Here is a 19,371-nt window from a genome sequence, read left to right as displayed (position 1 = left end):
TGGTTCATCATGGAGAGAAGGGGGCTGCCGCGTATGAAGCCGGGACTTAGAGAGGCGCTCCGCAGCCAGGTACTGGTCGGGGACGGAGCCATGGGGACTTACCTGTACCAGATGGGATTTCCCATCGGCATATCATATGAAGAATTGAATCTGCTGAGGCCCGACGTCATCATGGACGTTCACCGCCGGTACTATGAAGCGGGGGCCAGGCTGATCGAGACGAATACGTTCTCGGCGAACCGGGAGAAGCTGTCGAAGTTCGGCCTTGAAGGCGAAGTCGAGGCGATCAACCGTGCGGGCGTGGAGCTGGCGCGCCGGGCCGTGGGTGAGGACGCTTACGTCGTCGGCGCCGTCGGGTCGATCCGGGCGGGCAAGCGCAAGAACGTCAGGACGAACAAGGTTAAGGAAGATCTGCGGGAGCAGATCTCCATCCTCTACGATACGCCGGTGGACGGCCTGCTGCTGGAGTCGTTCCTGGACCTGGACGAAATGCTCATCGCCCTGAAGGAAGTGCGGCGGATCAGCGATCTGCCGGTCATCTGCCAGTTTGCCACGGAAGGGGCGGGCGTAACGCAGGACGGCGTGCCGCTGAAGGAGGCGTTCGCGAAGCTGCTCGACGCCGGAGCCGACGTGGTCGGCCTCAACTGCCGCAGCGGTCCGAATGGTCTGCTGCGTTCGCTTGAAGGGGCGGCGTCTGCGGAAGCGGAGCACCCGCCGTACTCCGTCTTCCCGAACGCAGGCCTGGCCGACTATGTCGACGGACGGTATTCGTTCCCGGCTACGCCGCAGTATTTCGGCGAGACGGCACGGCGCTTCGCCGATCTCGGCACCCGCATCATCGGCGGCTGCTGCGGCACGACGCCGGAGCATATCGCCGCCGTGGCAGGAGCGCTCGCAGGCTATGTGCCCGATCCGGAGGCGGCGAAGCGGGCCGCAGCGGCGCCGGCCGCCCAGGTGGCCGAGCGGGCGCCTGCGGATGCGGGAGCGGCGGTTCCGGCAGTGCCGTCCATCGTCGACCTGGTCCGGCAGCGGCATACGGTGATCGTTGAGCTCGACCCGCCGAAGGACCTTGATATCGGCAAGTTCATGGAAGGCACCGAGGCGCTCAAGAAAGCCGGCGTAGATGCGCTGACGATGGCGGACAATTCGCTCGCGGTTACGCGGATGAGCAATCTGGCCCTCGGCAGCATCGTGAAGGAGCGCACGGGCATCCGGCCGCTCATCCACATCGCGTGCCGGGACCGCAACTTGATCGGCACGCAGTCGCACATGATGGGTCTGCATGCCCTAGGCATCGACCATGTGCTCGCCGTCACCGGCGATCCGGCACGCTTTGGCGACCTGCCGGGCTCGAGCTCCGTGTACGATCTCACTTCGTTTGAGATCATCCGGATGATCAAGCAGCTCAACGAAGGCATCGCCTTCTCCGGCAAGCCGCTGAAGAAGCAGGCGAACTTCATCGTCGGCGCGGCGTTCAACCCGAACGTCAAGTATCTGGACAAAGCCGTTCAGCGGCTGGAGCGTAAGGTGGAGGCCGGGGCGGACTATATCATGACCCAGCCGGTGTACAACGCGGAGCTGATCGAGCAGGTCTACGAAGCGACGAAGCATCTCAGCGTGCCGATCTTCATCGGCATTATGCCGCTCGCCTCCGGGAACAATGCCGAGTACCTGCATAACGAGGTGCCGGGCATTCAGCTCTCGGACGACGTGAGGCAGCGGATGAGCGGCCTGCGCGGGGAGGAAGGGCGTGCGATGGGCGTGCAGATCGGCAGGGAGCTGCTCGATGCGGCGATGCGCCGCTTCAACGGCATCTATCTGATGACGCCGTTCCTCGCTTACGAAATGACCGTGCAGCTGACGGAGTACGTATGGGAGAAGGCGGGGAGAAGGCACTTGTCCCCACTTCCAAAATGAATTAGAATAAGGTAATGGATGTGAGCGCCATGGTTACCAGTATGACCGGCTTCGGACAAGCCGAACGCACCATGGCCGGTTATCAGATCGGGATCGATCTCAAGAGCGTCAACCACCGCTACTGCGAGATCGTCATCCGGATGCCCAAAGAATTCGCACGTTACGAGAACGCCGTGAAAGCGGCGATCGGCCAGCATGTGAAGCGGGGGCGCGTCGACGCCTACGTTACGGTAGAGCGGGCGGGCGGCACCCCGCAGAATGTACATATCGATTGGAATCTGGCGCTGGGCTACCGCCAGGCGGCGGAGGAGCTGCGCGAGCGATTCGCGCTGCAGGATCCGCTGACGCTCCGCGATCTGATCGCGGTTCCCGGCCTTCTCACCTACGGCAGCGGCATGCCGGAGGATGAGGAAGGGATCGAGGCGGCGCTGACGGCCTGCGCCGAAGAAGCCGCTGCCGCCCTATGCGTCATGAGAAGGCGCGAAGGGGCGTATTTGCAGCAGGAGCTGGAGCAGCGCATCGCCGTGCTGGAGAAGCACCGCAGCGCGGCGGCGGAGCTGGCTCCGCTGGTCGTCCGCGACTATGCGGAGAAGCTCAAGGCGAGGATCGGCGAGCTGCTCCACCAGCCTCCCGACGAGAGCCGGCTGGCGATGGAAGTGGCCTTGTTCGCGGATCGGGCCTCCATCGACGAGGAGCTGGCCCGCCTGCTCAGCCATGCGGCCCAGTTCCGGGAGCTGCTCCTCCTGGGGGAACCCCAGGGAAGACGGCTTGATTTTCTCGTTCAGGAGATGAACAGGGAAGTCAACACGATCGGCTCCAAGGCCAACGACGCCCGGCTCTCCGCCCTTGTGGTGGAGATGAAGTCGGAGCTCGAGAAGCTGCGTGAACAGATCCAGAACATCGAGTAAATGACCAGCAGCTAGTTAACATCTTTCTTTGTGCTTAGGATTCAGGCTGGCGGACGGGCTTGCTGTGACCAGGCGACGGGCTGAAGAGAAGAGACGCCGCGAGGTGCTGCCGGGGTGAAACCGGAGCCCGGGTACTTACGTAGTGCAGGTGAAGCCTGGAAAACATGCGGCGGAGCCGGGCGGCCCGGTACGGGGTGCGCGGCTGCCGGATAGCCGGAAAAAGCAGAAGAAAGTTCAGGGGGATACCTATGGCGATCAAATTAATCAACATCGGTTTCGGGAACATCGTATCCGCGAATCGAATCATATCCATCGTGAGCCCGGAATCGGCGCCGATTAAACGGATTATCCAAGAAGCGCGCGACCGCCATATGCTGATCGATGCGACGTACGGGCGCCGCACCCGTGCCGTCATCATCACGGACAGCGACCATGTGATCCTGTCCGCGGTACAGCCGGAGACGGTCGCGCATCGACTTTCCAACAAGGACGATGATCATGACGAGTAATTACAGCGATACCCCGGTGGACAAAGGGATTTTGATTGTGCTCTCGGGTCCTTCGGGCGTGGGCAAGGGAACGGTTTGCAAAGCGCTTCGGGAGTGCGCTCCCGATATCGTTTATTCCGTTTCGGCAACGACGCGCAGCCCGCGCGAAGGTGAAGTCGACGGGGTGAATTATTTTTTCAAGACCAGGGAACAATTCCAGCAGCTCATCGAGCAGGACCAGATGTTGGAGTGGGCCGAATATGTGGGTAATTACTATGGTACTCCGCGCAAATTCGTGGAAGACACGCTGAACAGCGGCAAGGACATCATTCTCGAGATCGAGGTGCAAGGCGCGCTAAAGGTCAAGCAGAAGTTCCCGGAAGGGGTATTCCTGTTCCTGCTGCCGCCGTCGCTGACCGAACTGGAGAGCCGGATTGTCGGACGGGGCACAGAACCCGAGGATGTCATCCGCAGCCGGATGTCCGTTGCAGTGGACGAGATTGCCATGATGGAGCATTACGATTACGCCATTGTGAACGATCAAGTCGATTCGGCCTGTTCGCGGATCCGGAGTATTCTGACGGCCGAGCACTGCCGCAAGGACCGGATGATGGCCAAGATTGAGCATTGGATGGCGGAGGTGAGAAAATAATGCTGTATCCTTCTATCGATAAGCTGCTCGACAAAGTCGACAGCAAGTACTCTCTGGTGGTGGCCGCTTCCAAGCGTGCCCGTGCACTGCGTGACGGCGCTAAGACCGAGGTGCGCCAGAAGCGTTCGCATAAGCAGGTGGGCCTCGCGCTCGAAGAGATTTATGAGGACCACGTGTCCTACGAGAAGCTGCCGGCCAAAGAATCCCTGAAATAAAAAAACAACAACCCTCGGGTTGTTATTTTTTTGAGATGACCGTAAGCATCACCGCAGGCGGGAATGGGGTTTTGTTCTCAGTAAGCCAATCAATGTGCATCCGCCCTCCATGGAGGGCGAAGGCGTTGATCTTCAAGACACCGTGTGCCGGCCCGGGCTTATGGAGCAGTTCCTGGAACCGCAGAAAAGCAGCAGCGTGCGCACCGTCCGATGAGGGCGGTGCCGCTGTTTATTAGAACCGAACATACGTTTGAGAATGCGGCTGCCTGAAGCGGTTTGTCGGCACGCCGTGCCCTGCTGCTCGGCAGGACAGGTAGTGTGAGGCCGGCAGGGCACAACAACTGATGGGACGGGGAGGGAGTCCGATGCTCCAAGGAAAAACGATCGTGCTGGGCGTATGCGGAGGCATTGCCGCTTATAAGGCGGCGGCGCTCTGCAGCAGGCTGACGCAGGCGGGCGCGAAGGTCAGGGTGATCATGACGGAGTCCGCAGTCAAATTCGTTGCGCCTCTGACCTTCCAGGCGCTCTCTCGCCATGAGGTGGCGGTCGACACGTTCGACGAGAAGGACCCGTCGGTCATCATGCATATCGACCTGGCGGACTCGGCCGATGCGGTGGTGGTCGCCCCGGCTACGGCGAATCTCATCGGCAAAATGGCGCTCGGGTTGGCGGACGATATGCTGAGCACCACGCTGCTTGCCACCGAGGCGCCGGTGTTCGTTGCACCGGCAATGAACGTGCATATGTACGCGCATCCGGCGGTCCAGGCCAATCTGCAGTCGCTGGCGGGCCGGGGCGTGCGCTTCATCGAGCCGGGCGTCGGTCAGCTCGCCTGCGGCTACGTGGGTAAGGGCAGATTGGCGGAGCCTGAAGAGATTGCGTCCGTGCTTCACCGCTACTTCGCCGAAGAGGGGCTGCTGAAGGGCCGCCGCCTGCTCGTAACGGCCGGAGGCACCGTGGAGCGGATCGACCCGGTCCGCTATCTCACCAACGATTCCTCCGGGAAGATGGGCTACGCCATTGCGGATGAGGCAAGGCGGATGGGCGCCCGGGTGACCCTGGTGACCGGGAAGGCGTCGGTTCCGGCTCCTGCCGGCGTGGAGGTCGTACGCGTCGAATCCGCGCTCGACATGAGAGAGGCCGTGCTGTCCCGGATGGAGCAGCAGGATATCATTATCAAGGCCGCTGCGGTCGCCGACTACCGGCCGGCCGAGGCGGCGCAGCAGAAGATCAAGAAGAAGTCCGACGAGATGACCCTGCAGCTCGTCAAGAATCCGGATATTTTGGCGGAGCTCGGGGAGCGCAAAACGACTCAGTTCATCGTCGGTTTCGCCGCCGAAACGCAGAATGTGGAGGCGAACGCGACGGACAAGCTGAAGCGCAAGCGTTCCGACCTGCTCGTCGCCAATGATGTGACGGTGGAGGGGGCCGGCTTCGGCACGGACACGAACCTCGTCCGCATCTATGATGCGGCGGGGCTCGTCGAAGCGCTGCCGATGCTGTCCAAGCAGGACGTGGCAGCACGGCTGCTGGCCCTGATCGCGGAGCGCCTTCCGAAGGGGGAATGAACCGAAGCATGTACGCGAAAGTGATCGTTGATGTTCCGGCCCGGCCGACCAACCGGGCCTTTGATTACAGCATCCCGGAGCATATGAGGGAGCTCGTGGCGGTCGGCTCCCGGGTCGGCGTGCCCTTTGGGCCCCGGACCGTGCAGGGGTTCGTGGTCGAGCTGCACCCGGGCACGGAGCTCGATCCGTCGAAGGTCAAGCCGATCAAGACGGCGATGGACCTGCAGCCTCCGCTGACGGCGGAGCTTGTGAAGCTCGCGGGCTGGATCTCGCGCACTTACCTGTGCCATGAAGTTACAGCGCTGCAGGCGATGATTCCGGGCGCGCTCAAAGCCAAGTATGAGCGGCACGTGAAGGCGGCGGAGCCGGGGGCCACCGGCCTGCTGCCTCTTCTTCTCCCCGGGCAGGAAGAGATTCTGGCCTACGTCCGGCGGCAGGAGACCGTGGAGCTTCAGTCCTTGATGGTCAAGTTCGCGGACGATGCAGGGCTGGTGAAGGGGCTGCTTGACGAGGGCTTTTTGGTCGAGATTCAGATGGTCAAGGACCGGATGACCGCCAAGAAGGCCCTGACTGTCTTTGCTCCGGAGGATCCGTCGCAGCTTGAAGCCTGGCTTGGAGAGCTGCCGGCAAAGGCGGCGAAGCAGCGCGAGGTGCTCGAGCATTTCATCCGGCAGCCGGAGCCGATCAAGCTGACGGACCTGCTCTCGGAGCTGAACCTGTCGGCGGGCAGCGTAAAGGCGCTGGCGGACCGGGGCTGGCTGCGGATTGAGGAGGTCGAGGTCCAGAGGGATCCATATGCCTCCCGCACCTTCAAGCCGACCTCGCCCCTCCCGCTGACGCCGGAGCAGGCCGGCGTGTTCGGGCGCATCCGGGATGCGGTGCTGTCCCAGCGGCAGCGGGTGTTCCTGCTTCACGGGGTCACCGGCAGCGGCAAGACCGAGGTGTACCTGCAGTCGATCCAGACCTGTCTGGATCAAGGGCGCGAGGCCATCGTGCTCGTGCCCGAGATTGCGCTGACGCCCCAGATGGTCGAACGCTTCAAAGGGCGCTTCGGCAACCGGGTGGCGGTGCTGCACAGCCGGCTGTCGCACGGAGAACGCTATGACGAGTGGCGCAAGATCGCGCGCCGGGAGGTCAGCGTGGTGATTGGCGCGAGGTCGGCGATTTTTGCCCCTTTTACCAAGATTGGACTTATCATTATAGATGAAGAGCACGAAACGACGTACAAGCAGGAAGAGAGTCCCAAGTATCATGCCAGGGACGTAGCGATCGCCCGGGCGGCGGAGCACGGGGCTTCCGTCATTCTCGGCTCGGCCACGCCGTCACTCGAGAGCATGTACCGCACGTCGGCCGAAGCGGCGATGGCGGCCACACCGGAGCGCCCCGCGTTCGAGCTGCTGTCGATGCCGAGCCGGGTAGAAGGCCGGCCGCTGCCTCCGGTGAGAATTATCGACATGCGGGAGGAGCTCAAGAACGGCAACCGCTCTATGTTCAGCCGCGATCTGTATAAAGCGATCGAAGAACGGTTACACAAGAAAGAACAGATCGTTTTGCTGCTGAACCGCCGGGGGTATGCAACGTTCGTGATGTGCCGCACCTGCGGCTATGTCGCCGACTGCCCGCACTGCGATATCTCGCTGACGTACCACCAGAGTTCAAGGGCGATCCGCTGCCACTACTGCGGGTATGCCGAGCGGGAGCTGTCGCTGTGTCCCGACTGCGGAAGCGAGCACATCCGCCACTTCGGCACCGGAACCCAGCGGGTCGAGGAGGAGCTGGCAAAGCTGTTCCCCGGCATCCGGGTTATCCGGATGGATGTGGACACGACGACGGAGAAGGGCTCGCACGAGAAATGGCTGACGATGTTCGGCAGCCGGCAGGCGGATGTGCTTCTCGGCACCCAAATGGTCGCAAAGGGGCTCGACTTCCCTTACGTGACCCTCGTCGGCGCGCTCGCTGCGGATTCCGTGCTGAACCTGCCGGACTTCCGGGCGGCGGAACGGACGTTCCAGCTGCTGACCCAGGTGGCCGGACGGGCCGGGCGGCATCAGCTGCCGGGCGAGGTGTTCGTGCAGACCTATACGCCGGAGCACTACAGCATCGTCTCCGCAAGCCGCCACGATTATATGGGCTTCATGCGCAAAGAGATGATGATGCGCCGGCTCCATAATTATCCGCCGTTCCACCGGCTCGTGCTCATCACGCTGTCCCACGAACAGGTGCAGCTGCTGATCCGCTCGGGCGAGGTGCTGGCAGCCCGGCTGGGGGAGCTGGCGGAGGACCGCCGGAACCAGGGCGTGGAGCTGGAGGTGCTCGGCCCTGTAGCGTCTCCGATCTCGCGGATCAAGGATAGATATCGGTTCCAATGCATGATAAAATATCGGGGAGATCAGGACATCGCCCAGATTGTGGAACAGGCGGCCTCCGTACTGGAGGACGCCGTGAAGACGCAGAAGCTGACGGTGTCGATCGATGTGGATCCCCAGCTGCTGATGTAATGATGCCGGAAGCGGCATATATATAGATGTGCAAGGGATAGCCCCTTTTGGCGCGGCCTTAAGGGGAATCAGTGTCTCTCTGGGACGCTTGTGTTTCAAATCTAAAGGATGGTGGATGACAATGGCAATTCGCATGATCGTAAAGGACCCTGATCCGGTACTCCGGGAGGTATGCAAGCCGGTCCCGAAGATTACTCCTAATATTATCAAACTGCTCGACGATATGGCGGATACGATGTACGATGCGGAAGGCGTCGGTCTCGCTGCGCCCCAGATCGGGATTCTGAAGCGCGTCATCGTGATGGACTGCGGCGAAGAGCAGGGCGGGCTGATCGAGCTGATCAATCCGGAGATCATCGAGAAGGAAGGCGAGATGCTCGGGCCGGAGGGCTGCCTGAGCATTCCGGGCTTCAGCGGGGATGTCAAGCGCTACGAACGGGTCAAAGTGAAGGGCCTGAACCGTCACGGGGAAGAAATCGTGATCGAAGGCACGGAGCTGCTCTCCCGCTGCATCCAGCACGAAGTGGACCACCTGAACGGCGTGCTCTACACGGACCTGGCGGAGAGCGTCTACCGCAATGAGCCGTCGAAGGAACGTGACGAGGCATGAGGATTGTTTTCATGGGCACGCCGGAGTTTGCCGTGCTTCCCCTCCGCACTTTGCTCTCGTACGAAGGCATCGAAGTGGTCGGCGTCGTCACGCAGCCGGACCGCCCGGTCGGTCGCAAGCGGGTGCTGACCCCGACGCCGGTCAAGGTGGAGGCCGAGCAGCATGGGCTGCCGGTGCTTCAGCCGGAGCGCCTGCGCCGTCCCGAGTCGGTGGAGGCGCTCCGCGCGCTGGCGCCGGATCTCATTGTGACCGCGGCTTACGGGCAGATTCTGCCCAAATCGGTGCTGGATCTGCCGAGGCTCGGCTGCATCAATATTCATGCGTCGCTCCTGCCGAGGTACCGGGGCGGCGCTCCGATTCACTATGCCGTCATGAACGGCGACCCGGTCACTGGGGTCACCATCATGTACATGGCTGAAGGGCTGGATACCGGCGACATGATCTCGAAGATCGAGGTGCCGATCGGGGACGCGGATACGACCGGCTCGATGTTCGACAAGCTCAGCGCGGCGGGGGCCAAGCTGCTGCAGGATACGCTGCCGGACCTGCTGGCCGGGCGCGTGCAGGCCGTGCCGCAGAACGATGCGGAGGCGGTCTATTCGCCGAATATCACCCGCGAGCAGGAGCGTATCGACTGGTCGCGCTCCGCTGTGGAGATCTGGCAGCTCGTCCGCGCGCTGCATCCCCGGCCCGGCGCGTTCACCCTGTGGAACGGCGAGGTTTTGAAGGTATGGCAGTGTGCGAAGCCGGGTGCCGGGGAGCAGGCGCCGCAGGGCACCGTGCCCGGCACGGTGCTGGAAGCGGGAGAACGCGGCATCGCCGTGGCTGCCGGCTCGGGCGTGCTTCGGCTGACCGAGGTGCAGCCGGCGGGCAAGAAGGCGATGGATGCCGCTGTGCTGGCGCGGGGCGGACAGCTGCAGCGCGGCTCGGTACTGGGAAGCTAGGGGGCGGATGAGATCATGAGCGACGACAACAAAAGCCGGGGCCGCGGCAGTACGGTAGGGCGCAGCGGTGCAGCAGGACAGCGTCCGCCGCAGGGCGGAGCCAAGCCTCCGGGCCGCAGCGCATGGACAGGCGGCCCGCGTGCGGGTTCAGCTAGACAGGCCGCCGTCGTGAACTCGGCGGAGACGTGCGCAGCATCCGGTGCAGACACTGGCCGCAGCGGAGCGGCTCCGGCCGGTGCGAAGCGCAGCGGCGGTGCCCGGAATGCAGGTGCGAGAGCGGGCTCGCCGCGGGAAGCGGCGCTCGATGTGCTTGTGCGCATCGAGCAGGACCGAAGCTACAGCAACCTGCTGCTGCACCAGACGCTGCAGAAGTACAAGCTGTCCCGGCCCGACGCAGGGCTGGCGACCGAGATCGTGTACGGTACGCTGCAGCGGCTGAACACGATCGATTATTTCCTTGAAGGCTTTGTCAGCAAGGGGCTGTCCAAGCTGGAGCCTTGGGTCCGCAGCCTGCTGCGCCTGAGCTTCTATCAGCTCTACTACTTGGACCGCATCCCGGATCATGCCGTTACGAACGAAGCGGTAGGCATTGCCCGCCGCCGAGGGCATCAGGGGATCTCCGGCATGGTCAACGGCGTGCTGCGGAATGTGCTGCGGCGCCGGGCGGAGCTGGTGCTGCCGGAGGGGCTTCCCGCCCCGAAGCGCATCGCTCTATCGGCGTCGCACCCCGAGTGGCTCGTGCGCCGCTGGATCGCCCAGTTCGGCGAAACGGGGGCGGAGCGGCTCTGCGAGGCGAATAATGAACCACCACGGGTCAGCCTTCGGGCGAACACGCGGAAGCTCTCCCGTGAGGCGCTGGTCGAACGGCTGCGCGGGGAGGGGTTCGAAGCCGAGCCTTCCCCACTGGCCCCCGCGGGCGTCATCGTACGCGGCGGCGGCAACATGGCCCTGACGCAGGACTATGCGGAGGGGCTGTATTCGATCCAGGACGAGAGCTCCATGCTCGTCGCGGAATGGGTGGACCCGCAGCCGGGCGAGCGGGTGCTCGACTGCTGCGCCGCGCCGGGGGGCAAGACGACGCACCTGGCTGAGAAGATGCAGGGGCGCGGCGAGATTGTGGCGTGCGACGTGCATGAGCACAAGCACGGGCTGATCCGCGAGCAGGCCGAGCGTCTTGGGCATGAGAGCATCACGACGCTCACCGCCGATGCGCGGCGGCTGCCGGAGCATTATGCGCCGGAGAGCTTCGACCGCATTCTGCTCGACGCGCCATGCTCGGGTCTCGGCGTCATCCGCCGCAAGCCCGACATGAAGTGGACGAAGACGGAGGCGGAGCTCGGCGAGATCTGCTCCATCCAGCAGGAGCTGCTGGAAGCGGTGCACGGGCTGCTGAAGCCCGGCGGCGTGCTTGTCTACAGCACCTGTACGGTGGAGCCGGCGGAGAACGGGGAGGCGGTCCGCGCCTTCCTCGCACGTCACCCGGAGTTCGCGCCGGACGCCCCTCCAGCCGCTGCGCGGCCGGAGGGCAAGGAATCGGAAGCGGCCGGGGAGGCATCGGTGCAGATCATGCCGTATGACTATGGCTCCGACGGCTTCTATATCGCCCGGCTGCGCAAACGGGCATAGCCGCTGGAAATATGGTATAATATAGGTTGGCTTTGGGGTGTGAGAAGGGCGGATCAATCGGCCTTGTCGCCTCACCGCTGGAGCCTAACATCGACGGTGAATTGCAGGAAGTGTCCTGACAAATACTGTATGTGCACCATGATAGGGCGCACAGGTGACTGGAAGCATGCTTGTCTTTATCACTGCCGCCAGCCCCGGTGTCAGGGCGGGATGCCCGCTGACACGTAAAATCCGTGTTAGCGGCCGGTCAGGCGCCGCTTGCGTACGAATAACACGTAAAAACCGTGTTATATCGTCTGCCGCTGGCCCCAGTGCCGAGCGGGATGCTCGGTAACACGTAAAATCCGTGTTAGTGGCGGGTCAGGCGCCGCTAGCGTACGAATAACACGTAAAAACCGTGTTATATCGTCTGCCGCTGGCCCCAGTGCCGAGCGGGATGCTCGGTAACACGTAAAATCCGTGTTAGCGGCCGGTCAGGCGCCGCTTGCGTACGAATAACACGTAAAAACCGTGTTATATCGTCTGCCGCTGGCCCCAGTGCCGTGCCGGATGCCGGCTAACACGCCAAATCCGTGTTATTCCTCCGTCACTTCGCCGGACCTTTTCGCTGTCCGTCCCTTGCAGCCAGGCACGAACCGTCCCCAGGGACGGCGCTGTTTTTTCCATCCCTCGCGGGTTCTGACATACTTAGGCATACACACATTTGATAAACAGGTTGTGATCGATATGAGAACAAAAGACAAAATGCCCGAAGGCAAGCCGTACGTCTACGACTATTCCTGGGACCAGTGGCAGGAGTGGGTTAAGGAGAACGGGGAGTCCGGCTTCCGGGCCGGCCAGATTTTCGACTGGCTGTATGTGAAAAGAGTATCAAACTTTGACGAAATGACGAACCTGCCGAAGACGCTCCGGGACAAGCTGCGGGAGCAGTTCGACTTTGTCACGCTTCATGAAGTGGCGCATTACCGCTCCAAGGACGGCACCGTCAAGTTCCTGTTCGAGCTTGCCGACAAGAACGCGATCGAAACCGTCGTCATGAAACACAACTACGGGAATTCCATCTGCGTTACGACGCAGGTCGGCTGCCGGATCGGCTGTACGTTCTGTGCCTCCACGCTCGGCGGGCTGAAGCGGAACCTGACGCCGGGCGAGATTATCGCCCAGGTTGTGAAGGCACAGCAGCTGCTCGACGAGTCGGGAGAGCGGGTCAGCTCCATCGTGATCATGGGGATCGGGGAGCCATTCGAGAACTACGATGCGGTGATGACGTTCCTTCGCGTGATGATTCATCCGAAGGGCCTCAATATCGGCCAGCGGCACATCACGGTGTCGACGAGTGGAATCGTGCCGAACATTTACAAATTCGCCGAAGAGGAAACCCAGATCAACCTGGCGATTTCGATCCACGCGCCGAACGATACGCTGCGCTCGAAGCTCATGCCGGTGAACCGCCGCTTCCCGTTTGCCGACCTCATCGAGGCCTGCAAATTCTACGTGGGGAAGACGGGCCGCCGGATTACGTTCGAGTACGCCCTGATGGGCGGGGTGAACGACCAGCCGGAGCATGCGGAGGAGCTGGCCCAGGTGCTGCAGTCCTTCCCGATGGCGCATGTCAACCTGATCCCGGTGAACTTCGTATCGGAGCGCAACTTTGTGCGTACGCCGCGCAATGATATTTTTACGTTCCAGCGCATTCTCGAGAAAAATAAAATCAACGCCACCATACGCCGCGAGCAGGGCAGCGATATTGCCGCCGCCTGCGGGCAGCTGCGGGCGAAGCATATGGAGTCGGGTGCGAGGTGAACCAATCGATGCTGAGACTTTGCTATCTGTCCGATATCGGCCGTGTACGCACGGTCAATGAGGACCGGGCGGTCGTGAAGGAAGACCTGAACGGCTGGAGTCTGGCCATTGTGGCCGACGGCATGGGCGGCCATCAGGCCGGAGATATTGCAAGTCAAATGGCGGTAGAGCTGATCCAGGTGGGCATTCAGTTCCTGGATGCCGGCGTGAGCTCGGAAGAGCGGCAGCGGCAGCTGAAATCGGCGATTGAAGTCGCCAACGAAAAAGTGTTCGAATTCGCTTCGCAGCGGGAGCATTACCACGGCATGGGCACGACGGTCGTCGCCGCCCTTGCCTCCCCGGACCGTGCGGTGATCGCTCACATCGGCGACAGCCGCGCTTACCGGATCGGCGGCGGACAGATCGAGCAGCTGACGGAGGACCACTCCCTCGTCAACGAGCTCGTGAAGAACGGTCAGATCTCGCGCGAGGAAGCCAGCCATCATCCCCGGCGCAACGTGCTCACACGGGCGCTCGGCACGGAGCCGACCATCGAGGTCGACGTGCAGGAGGTGTCGTGGCAGAAGGGGGATCTTCTGCTGCTCTGCAGCGACGGGCTGTGCGGACTGGTGGATGATGAGCGGATTCTCGAAGCTGCCAGCGGGACGGAAGTGCTGGAAGAGAAAGCGCGCCGTCTGATCAAGGAAGCGCTCGACGCAGGCGGGGACGACAATGTAACGGTAGTGCTCGTGGCCAATGACGGTGCCGGACCGGAGATATCTAACGACGGAGAAGCGAGGTGAGGACATCAATGATCGGTAGGCAGCTTGGAGGACGTTATGAGATTCTCGAGCGGGTCGGCGGCGGCGGAATGGCCATCGTTTATAAGGGACTAGATATTTTACTACATCGCCATGTCGCCGTAAAAATACTGCGCCAGCAGTATGTGCACGATGAAGAATTCATCCAGAGATTTCGCCGCGAAGCACAAGCCGCAGCCTCATTGTCGCATCCGAACGTGGTTAGCATCTACGACGTCGGTCAGGAAGATGACGTGCACTATATTGTCATGGAGTATATCGAAGGCACAACGCTCAATGACCGGATCAAGGAAAAGGCTCCCCTTCAAGTGGAGGAAGCCGTACATATTGCGGGGCAGATCTGCGATGCGCTGGATCACGCCCATCATAACCAGATCATTCACCGCGATATCAAGCCTCATAACATTCTGATCGGAAAAAACGGGCGCGTCAAAGTAACCGACTTCGGGATCGCCCGGGCCGTCACATCCTCGACGATTACCCAGACCGGCTCGGTGGTCGGGTCCGTGCATTATTTTTCGCCGGAGCATGCCAAGGGTACGCCGACCGGGGAACAGTCCGACCTGTACTCGCTGGGTATCGTGATGTACCAGATGCTGACGGGGCGGCTGCCGTTTCTCGGCGAGAGCCCCATCTCCGTAGCGCTGAAGCACCTGCAGGAGGATGTGGAGGAGCCGCGCAAGGTCAATCCGCTCATCCCGCAGAGCGTGGAGAACATCATCCTGCGCGCCATGCGCAAGAGCACGGCGGAGCGCTACCGTTCGGCCAAGGAGATGCTCGGCGACCTGGAATCCTGCCTGCAGCCGCACCGGCGGGAGGAGCCCAAAGTGAGCTTCTACGACGACGATGAGATGGACGAGGAGCGGACCCGGGTCATGCCGGCCATCCGTCCCGGGCAGTATGAGATCAGTGCGGTGGAGGATGACGAGCCGCAGAAGTCGGCTCCCGCGGAGAACCCTCCCGGAAAAAAGAAAAAAGGCTGGGTCAAGCCCGTCATGTGGCTTTTGGTCCTGGCCGTGATGGTCGGCGGCATGTGGTACCTGGTCCGCTATGTGCAGGCCGTCACCTCGGCGCCTGAGGATGTCATGGTCCCGGATCTCAAGGGCAGACCGGTTGCCGAGGCGAGGCAAACGCTCGAGGCCCTGGGGCTTGGGGTGGACGTACAGGAGCAGAGCAGTACCGAGGTCCCCAAGGATACGGTCATCCTGCAGGATAAGGCGAATATGAAAATCCGCAAGGATTCGAAGGTCAAGCTTACGGTAAGCACCGGGCCTCCTCCGCAGAAGATGCCGGACCTGACGAAGCTGAAGCTCGCAGACGCGAAGACAAAGCTGCTGCAGCTTGGGATTAAAGCGGAGAATATCAAGACCGAAGAAGTGCCGATCGACGAGGATCCGGGGATTGTGCTCACTCACACCCCGGCGGCGAACGCCGAATTTACGGACCCCGCGGCAACGCAGGTCAGTCTCACGGTGAGCAAGGGGCCGGAGACGATCCCGATGCCGAACCTGATCGGCCTCTCCGAGAATGAGGCCAAGAACAAGATTCTGGTCAACAAGCTCAAGATCGCCAAGGACGGGGTCAGCTACCAGCCGAACTACAAGCTCAGCCAGGGCAAGGTTATCAGCCAGTTCCCTTACCAGCCGGATGACGTGGTGGCGCCGGGGACGGAGATCTCCCTGACCGTCTCATCCGGACTGCCGAAGGAGGCGGGGCAGATGGCCGTGAACGTGCCGGTCCGCCCGGCCAAGGAAGGGGCTGTCTCGACGGTCAAGATTATCTTGACGGACGCTTCCCGGGAAAGTGTGGAGTATCAGACCCTCACGGGTGTCGATAAGCTGCAGACGTTCCAGGTAAACGTGGTCGTCTCGCCGGATCAGAATGCGACGATCCAGATCAAAGCGGATAATACGGTAATCGACGTGATTACCGTCACCTATGAAGATTTCAAGAATCATGGTAAAAGCGGCAAGCCGTTCACGCCGGGAGGCGGTACGGCGGAGCCAAGCGGTGCTGCAGAGGGGAAGCCCGCCACATCCGGCACCTCCGGAACGGGAACCTCTGGAACGGGAACAACCGGTACGGGCTCGGCTAAGCCGGGAACCGAAACGCCGGCAGCCGGAACGCAGGCGCCGGCGGCGTCCGGCAATACGACAGGCACAGGAGGCCAAAACCCATAATGCCAGCGGGATTAATCGTGAAGGCTCTAAGCGGATATTACTATGTGCTGCCGGAGGGAGGCGCCGGGACGGAATCGGTGCAGTGCCGGGCCCGGGGCGTCTTCAAGAAGCGCGGGATTTCGCCGCTCGTCGGAGACCGCGTGGCATTCGAGCTGACGGAGAACGGCGAAGGTACGGTGACCGAGGTTCTGCCCCGCACGTCGGAGCTGATCCGGCCGCCTGTGGCCAACGTCGACCAGGCCGTGCTCGTGTTCTCCATTGACGAGCCAGCATTAAACCTGCCTCTGCTGGACAAGTTCCTGGTCCATACGGAGAGCGCAGGGCTCGATACGATCATTGCCCTAACGAAGCGCGACCTGGTCGGGCAGCAGACGGGAGACGCCGAGCCGGTGGACCTCGGACCGGTGGTCGAGCTCTACGAGTCCATCGGGTACCCGATGTTCGTCACGAGCGCGAAGGAAGGCATCGGCGTGGAGGACGTGCTGGCGAAGCTCGCCGGCCGCATCAGCGTGTTCGCCGGACAATCGGGTGTCGGCAAGTCATCGCTGCTCAACGCGATGGTGCCCGGCCTGGGCCTGGAGACGAACGCCATATCGATGAAGCTCGGCCGCGGGAAGCATACGACCCGTCACGTCGAGCTGATCCGGCTGCAGAACGGCGGACTCGTCGCCGATACGCCGGGCTTCTCACAGCTGGACTTCCTGCAGGTGGAAGCGGAGGGCCTCAGCGGATGCTTCCGTGAATTCGCCCCTTATGCGGAGGAGTGCCGGTTCCGGGGCTGTCTGCATCTGCACGAGCCGGACTGCCGGGTCCAAGCCGCGCAGGCGGAGGGGCTCATCTCCGCCTCCAGATACCACAATTATCTGCAGTTCTTACAGGAAATCCGAGACAAAAAGAGGAGGTATTAGCATGCTGCGGATTGCTCCGTCAATTCTGTCCGCGGACTTCTCCCGCCTCGGCGAGGATATCGCCGAAGTGGAACGGGGAGGAGCCGACTGGATCCACGTGGACGTCATGGACGGCCATTTTGTACCGAATATTACGATCGGGCCCCTGGTGGTGGAATCGATCCGCCCGAGAACGGCACTGCCGCTCGATGTGCATCTCATGATCGAACGCCCGAATCAGTATATTCCCGCCTTCGCCAAAGCGGGGGCCAACCTGATCTCGGTCCATGCGGAGGCCTGCGTGCATCTGCACCGGTCCTTGTCCCTGATCAAGGAACAGGGCATCGGTGCCGGGGTGGTGCTCAATCCGTCCACACCGCTTTCGGTACTGGACTACGTGATGGAAGACGATCTGCTGGACCTCGTGCTGATCATGACGGTGAATCCCGGCTTCGGCGGCCAGAAGTTCATCCCGGCCATGCTGCCGAAGATCGCCGAGCTCCGGCGCCGTCTCAACGAACGCGGGCTGCAGCGCGTCGATATTGAAGTCGACGGCGGCATCAATGCCGAGACGGCGAGGCTTGTGGTGGAGGCCGGAGCGAACGTGCTCGTGGCCGGCAATGCCATCTTCGGCCAGGCGGACCGGGAGGCGGCCATCCGCAGCATCCGCGAGGGGAGCGGAGCGGCCAATGCGCGTTCTTAAGATCATCGGCTTCAGCCTGGTCTGCGCGGCGCTGCTGTTTCTTTTTGCAATGATCCAGGATGTGGTGAAGTACCTGTTCTCTCTCGGGGCACTGTATATCGGTATTCAGTTCTTCAAGAGAAATGAGGAACGGGGGCCCCGCATCGCATTCGTGCTTACAACGATCCTGTTTTATTTCATCTATACGGTCTTTTACGCGGTCTATCTGGCCGCAACGGGGCAGGGGATTCCGGCGTAAGCCGGGCGCCTGCCAAGAAAAGCATATTCTGTCCCTCCGGGGCATACACATGGTTACAAAAGTACGGCTTAGGCTGAATTTTTGTAACCTTTTTTTGTTGCCGGCTGAGGAGCAGGGGGCGAAGCCGTGAGTACGGCGGACAGCACGCAGTAACGGAGATTTCGGGCAGTATGTCTATAGCTGCAGCAGGTGAGCGCTCCGAAAGCGGGCTCGGGGCAGAGACGGGAAAGATAGGCACGTTTTGGCTGGAGCGGAATATAATGCTTACGAGCGGATTTGCTGTGGAGAGCACCGAAGCCGGGCCGGAATCTCTGAAGAAGCGGCATGAGGCATGCCCGGCGAAGACTGGCGTCAGCAGAGAACTCCGCAGTGCTTACGAAACGGTTTTGCACCGCAAAACCCGGAGGGAGGAGAACGCAGAATGAAATTTTATACGATCAAGCTTCCGAAATTTTTGGGTGGGTTCGTGAAGGCCGTCCTGAACACCTTCAGCAAAAACTGAAGAGGTTCCGGGTACCGGCGGCAGCCGGGCAGGCCGGGCCGTCCAACCGGTTCAACCGGCGGAGCAGGCCGGGGCCTCCCGGGCGGCGGACCCGAATGACGGGCTTGCGGGCTCCTTGCAGGGTGCAGGATCTTGAGCGGGAGACATAGGCGGAAGGCGCAGGCTTGTGGCTGAGGCGGACAGTGTAGATTGTCTGCAGCACCCGAGGATGGCGGAAGAGCACGCCGTAGTCGGAGGAAGCCCCTTGGCCGGACATGAAGGCAGAGGAGCTTGCCGCACTGCCGGCGAACGGCAGTGCATGGTATTCCTTGGACATAAGGCGCGTGTGGCCTGACAGTGGTCGTAACCATTCCCTTGGTGCTAAGTGCTGCCTCACCCTCAGGGCCGGCGGCAAAGTGCTCTGTACGGCTCGGCAGGTATCCTTAAGGCCGGATCCGCGCAGCATGGCTCTCCTCCGGCCTTAAGGGGTTGCGGCGGCAGGGGGGCAAGCTCCATCCCCCGGACTTACGGCGGGGCCTTGGGAGCACAGAAGGGCGAGGGAGGCGTGAGCAGGCTGCGCTGCCGGGGGGGCTTAGCCGGCGGGACCGGCAAGCCATTGGATGGGCCATCGCGCCCGTACTTTGGGGAAGGCCGGGCCGGAAGCGGGGCCGGCAGAGGCACCCGGCCGGGCACCGAACAGGCATACCGAGAGTGCGGAGGACAGTCGGTACATATCGTGCGACGGTCTTCCTGCCGCTGCTGCTGCCGTTAGGCGGGAGGAGGTCTCCAGGTTATCTCGTAGACGGGGCAGGAAGACTTACGACGTTCGGAGACCCAGGCGGACTGCTGGCGG

General features: G+C 62.1%; 18 protein-coding genes. 17 read left to right on the top strand and 1 reads right to left on the bottom strand.

Translation table 11 applies throughout. The annotated features are described in order from the left end of the window. Window positions 1-33: 33 nt before the first annotated feature. From ACP26L_RS24650 to spoVM, 17 genes are all read left to right on the top strand, one after another. Window positions 34-1,917, top strand: coding sequence for a bifunctional homocysteine S-methyltransferase/methylenetetrahydrofolate reductase (locus ACP26L_RS24650; RefSeq protein WP_426447244.1), 1,884 nt, complete (start codon window positions 34-36; stop codon window positions 1,915-1,917). Between the two features lie 29 nt (window positions 1,918-1,946). Then, entirely contained in the window at window positions 1,947-2,825 is an 879-nt protein-coding gene (locus tag ACP26L_RS24645) for a YicC/YloC family endoribonuclease (protein ID WP_426447242.1), read from the top strand. A gap of 248 nt (window positions 2,826-3,073) precedes the next feature. Then, window positions 3,074-3,334: an extracellular matrix/biofilm regulator RemA gene (gene remA / locus ACP26L_RS24640; protein WP_009672664.1), complete on the top strand. Its 261-nt coding sequence runs from the start codon at window positions 3,074-3,076 to the stop codon at window positions 3,332-3,334. Further along, the gene (gmk, locus tag ACP26L_RS24635; protein ID WP_426447239.1) at window positions 3,324-3,965 is read left to right on the top strand and encodes a guanylate kinase; all 642 of its coding nucleotides are present in this window, start codon (window positions 3,324-3,326) and stop codon (window positions 3,963-3,965) included. The genes remA and gmk overlap by 11 nt, the downstream gene beginning before the upstream one ends. Next, entirely contained in the window at window positions 3,965-4,180 is a 216-nt protein-coding gene (gene rpoZ / locus ACP26L_RS24630) for a DNA-directed RNA polymerase subunit omega (RefSeq protein WP_013919588.1), read from the top strand. Before gmk ends, rpoZ begins: the two co-directional genes overlap by 1 nt. A gap of 365 nt (window positions 4,181-4,545) precedes the next feature. Next, window positions 4,546-5,748, top strand: a complete 1,203-nt coding sequence (gene coaBC, locus ACP26L_RS24625; protein ID WP_426447237.1) for a bifunctional phosphopantothenoylcysteine decarboxylase/phosphopantothenate--cysteine ligase CoaBC — start codon at window positions 4,546-4,548, stop codon at window positions 5,746-5,748. Window positions 5,749-5,756: 8 nt separating this feature from the next. Beyond that, complete coding sequence (gene priA / locus ACP26L_RS24620) at window positions 5,757-8,246, top strand: primosomal protein N' (protein WP_426455075.1); 2,490 nt, start codon at window positions 5,757-5,759, stop codon at window positions 8,244-8,246. Window positions 8,247-8,367: 121 nt separating this feature from the next. Next, entirely contained in the window at window positions 8,368-8,856 is a 489-nt protein-coding gene (def, locus tag ACP26L_RS24615; protein WP_426447236.1) for a peptide deformylase, read from the top strand. After that, window positions 8,853-9,800, top strand: a complete 948-nt coding sequence (gene fmt, locus ACP26L_RS24610) for a methionyl-tRNA formyltransferase (RefSeq protein ID WP_426447234.1) — start codon at window positions 8,853-8,855, stop codon at window positions 9,798-9,800. Before def ends, fmt begins: the two co-directional genes overlap by 4 nt. A 15-nt stretch (window positions 9,801-9,815) precedes the next feature. Then, window positions 9,816-11,426 (top strand): 16S rRNA (cytosine(967)-C(5))-methyltransferase RsmB, encoded by a 1,611-nt coding sequence (gene rsmB, locus ACP26L_RS24605; RefSeq protein ID WP_426447232.1) that lies wholly within the window; start codon window positions 9,816-9,818, stop codon window positions 11,424-11,426. Window positions 11,427-12,152: 726 nt separating this feature from the next. Next, on the top strand, window positions 12,153-13,229 hold the full coding sequence (rlmN, locus tag ACP26L_RS24600; protein ID WP_426447230.1) for a 23S rRNA (adenine(2503)-C(2))-methyltransferase RlmN: 1,077 nt from the start codon (window positions 12,153-12,155) through the stop codon (window positions 13,227-13,229). An 8-nt stretch (window positions 13,230-13,237) separates the two neighbouring features. Beyond that, window positions 13,238-14,011, top strand: coding sequence for a Stp1/IreP family PP2C-type Ser/Thr phosphatase (locus ACP26L_RS24595; protein WP_426455074.1), 774 nt, complete (start codon window positions 13,238-13,240; stop codon window positions 14,009-14,011). A gap of 8 nt (window positions 14,012-14,019) precedes the next feature. Next, a complete protein-coding gene (gene pknB, locus ACP26L_RS24590; RefSeq protein ID WP_426447228.1) occupies window positions 14,020-16,209 on the top strand; it encodes a Stk1 family PASTA domain-containing Ser/Thr kinase in 2,190 nt (729 codons plus the stop codon). Then, a complete protein-coding gene (gene rsgA, locus ACP26L_RS24585) occupies window positions 16,209-17,117 on the top strand; it encodes a ribosome small subunit-dependent GTPase A (protein WP_426447226.1) in 909 nt (302 codons plus the stop codon). Before pknB ends, rsgA begins: the two co-directional genes overlap by 1 nt. Window position 17,118: 1 nt before the next feature. Then, window positions 17,119-17,799 carry a ribulose-phosphate 3-epimerase gene (gene rpe, locus ACP26L_RS24580; protein ID WP_426447224.1) on the top strand — a complete coding sequence of 227 codons (681 nt, stop codon included), beginning with the start codon at window positions 17,119-17,121 and terminating at the stop codon, window positions 17,797-17,799. Further along, window positions 17,786-18,037: a hypothetical protein gene (locus ACP26L_RS24575; RefSeq protein WP_426447223.1), complete on the top strand. Its 252-nt coding sequence runs from the start codon at window positions 17,786-17,788 to the stop codon at window positions 18,035-18,037. The genes rpe and ACP26L_RS24575 overlap by 14 nt, the downstream gene beginning before the upstream one ends. Window positions 18,038-18,458: 421 nt before the next feature. Next, window positions 18,459-18,539, top strand: a complete 81-nt coding sequence (gene spoVM / locus ACP26L_RS24570) for a stage V sporulation protein SpoVM (protein ID WP_014652194.1) — start codon at window positions 18,459-18,461, stop codon at window positions 18,537-18,539. Here spoVM and ACP26L_RS24565 read toward each other — a convergent pair. Further along, complete coding sequence (locus tag ACP26L_RS24565) at window positions 18,526-18,855, bottom strand: hypothetical protein (RefSeq protein ID WP_426447221.1); 330 nt, start codon at window positions 18,853-18,855, stop codon at window positions 18,526-18,528. The genes spoVM and ACP26L_RS24565 overlap by 14 nt on opposite strands. Window positions 18,856-19,371 lie beyond the last annotated feature (516 nt).

The organism is Paenibacillus sp. S-38 (assembly GCF_049942825.1).
Lineage (GTDB): Bacteria > Bacillota > Bacilli > Paenibacillales > NBRC-103111 > Paenibacillus_G.
Note: the sequence above shows the minus strand (reverse complement) of the source record. Positions and strands in the feature narration are given on the sequence as shown.

Bases quoted from the DNA above. Each gene is read 5' to 3' on its own strand.
- rlmN (WP_426447230.1), top strand. From the start codon at position 12,153: ATGAGAACAAAAGACAAAATGCCCGAAGGCAAGCCGTACGTCTACGAC.
- spoVM (WP_014652194.1), top strand. From the start codon at position 18,459: ATGAAATTTTATACGATCAAGCTTCCGAAATTTTTGGGTGGGTTCGTG.
- ACP26L_RS24595 (WP_426455074.1), top strand. From the start codon at position 13,238: ATGCTGAGACTTTGCTATCTGTCCGATATCGGCCGTGTACGCACGGTC.
- rsmB (WP_426447232.1), top strand. From the start codon at position 9,816: ATGAGCGACGACAACAAAAGCCGGGGCCGCGGCAGTACGGTAGGGCGC.
- ACP26L_RS24565 (WP_426447221.1), bottom strand. From the start codon at position 18,855: ATGTCCAAGGAATACCATGCACTGCCGTTCGCCGGCAGTGCGGCAAGC.
- rpoZ (WP_013919588.1), top strand. From the start codon at position 3,965: ATGCTGTATCCTTCTATCGATAAGCTGCTCGACAAAGTCGACAGCAAG.
- fmt (WP_426447234.1), top strand. From the start codon at position 8,853: ATGAGGATTGTTTTCATGGGCACGCCGGAGTTTGCCGTGCTTCCCCTC.
- ACP26L_RS24650 (WP_426447244.1), top strand. From the start codon at position 34: ATGAAGCCGGGACTTAGAGAGGCGCTCCGCAGCCAGGTACTGGTCGGG.
- def (WP_426447236.1), top strand. From the start codon at position 8,368: ATGGCAATTCGCATGATCGTAAAGGACCCTGATCCGGTACTCCGGGAG.
- rpe (WP_426447224.1), top strand. From the start codon at position 17,119: ATGCTGCGGATTGCTCCGTCAATTCTGTCCGCGGACTTCTCCCGCCTC.
- pknB (WP_426447228.1), top strand. From the start codon at position 14,020: ATGATCGGTAGGCAGCTTGGAGGACGTTATGAGATTCTCGAGCGGGTC.
- ACP26L_RS24575 (WP_426447223.1), top strand. From the start codon at position 17,786: ATGCGCGTTCTTAAGATCATCGGCTTCAGCCTGGTCTGCGCGGCGCTG.
- gmk (WP_426447239.1), top strand. From the start codon at position 3,324: ATGACGAGTAATTACAGCGATACCCCGGTGGACAAAGGGATTTTGATT.
- rsgA (WP_426447226.1), top strand. From the start codon at position 16,209: ATGCCAGCGGGATTAATCGTGAAGGCTCTAAGCGGATATTACTATGTG.
- remA (WP_009672664.1), top strand. From the start codon at position 3,074: ATGGCGATCAAATTAATCAACATCGGTTTCGGGAACATCGTATCCGCG.
- ACP26L_RS24645 (WP_426447242.1), top strand. From the start codon at position 1,947: ATGGTTACCAGTATGACCGGCTTCGGACAAGCCGAACGCACCATGGCC.
- coaBC (WP_426447237.1), top strand. From the start codon at position 4,546: ATGCTCCAAGGAAAAACGATCGTGCTGGGCGTATGCGGAGGCATTGCC.
- priA (WP_426455075.1), top strand. From the start codon at position 5,757: ATGTACGCGAAAGTGATCGTTGATGTTCCGGCCCGGCCGACCAACCGG.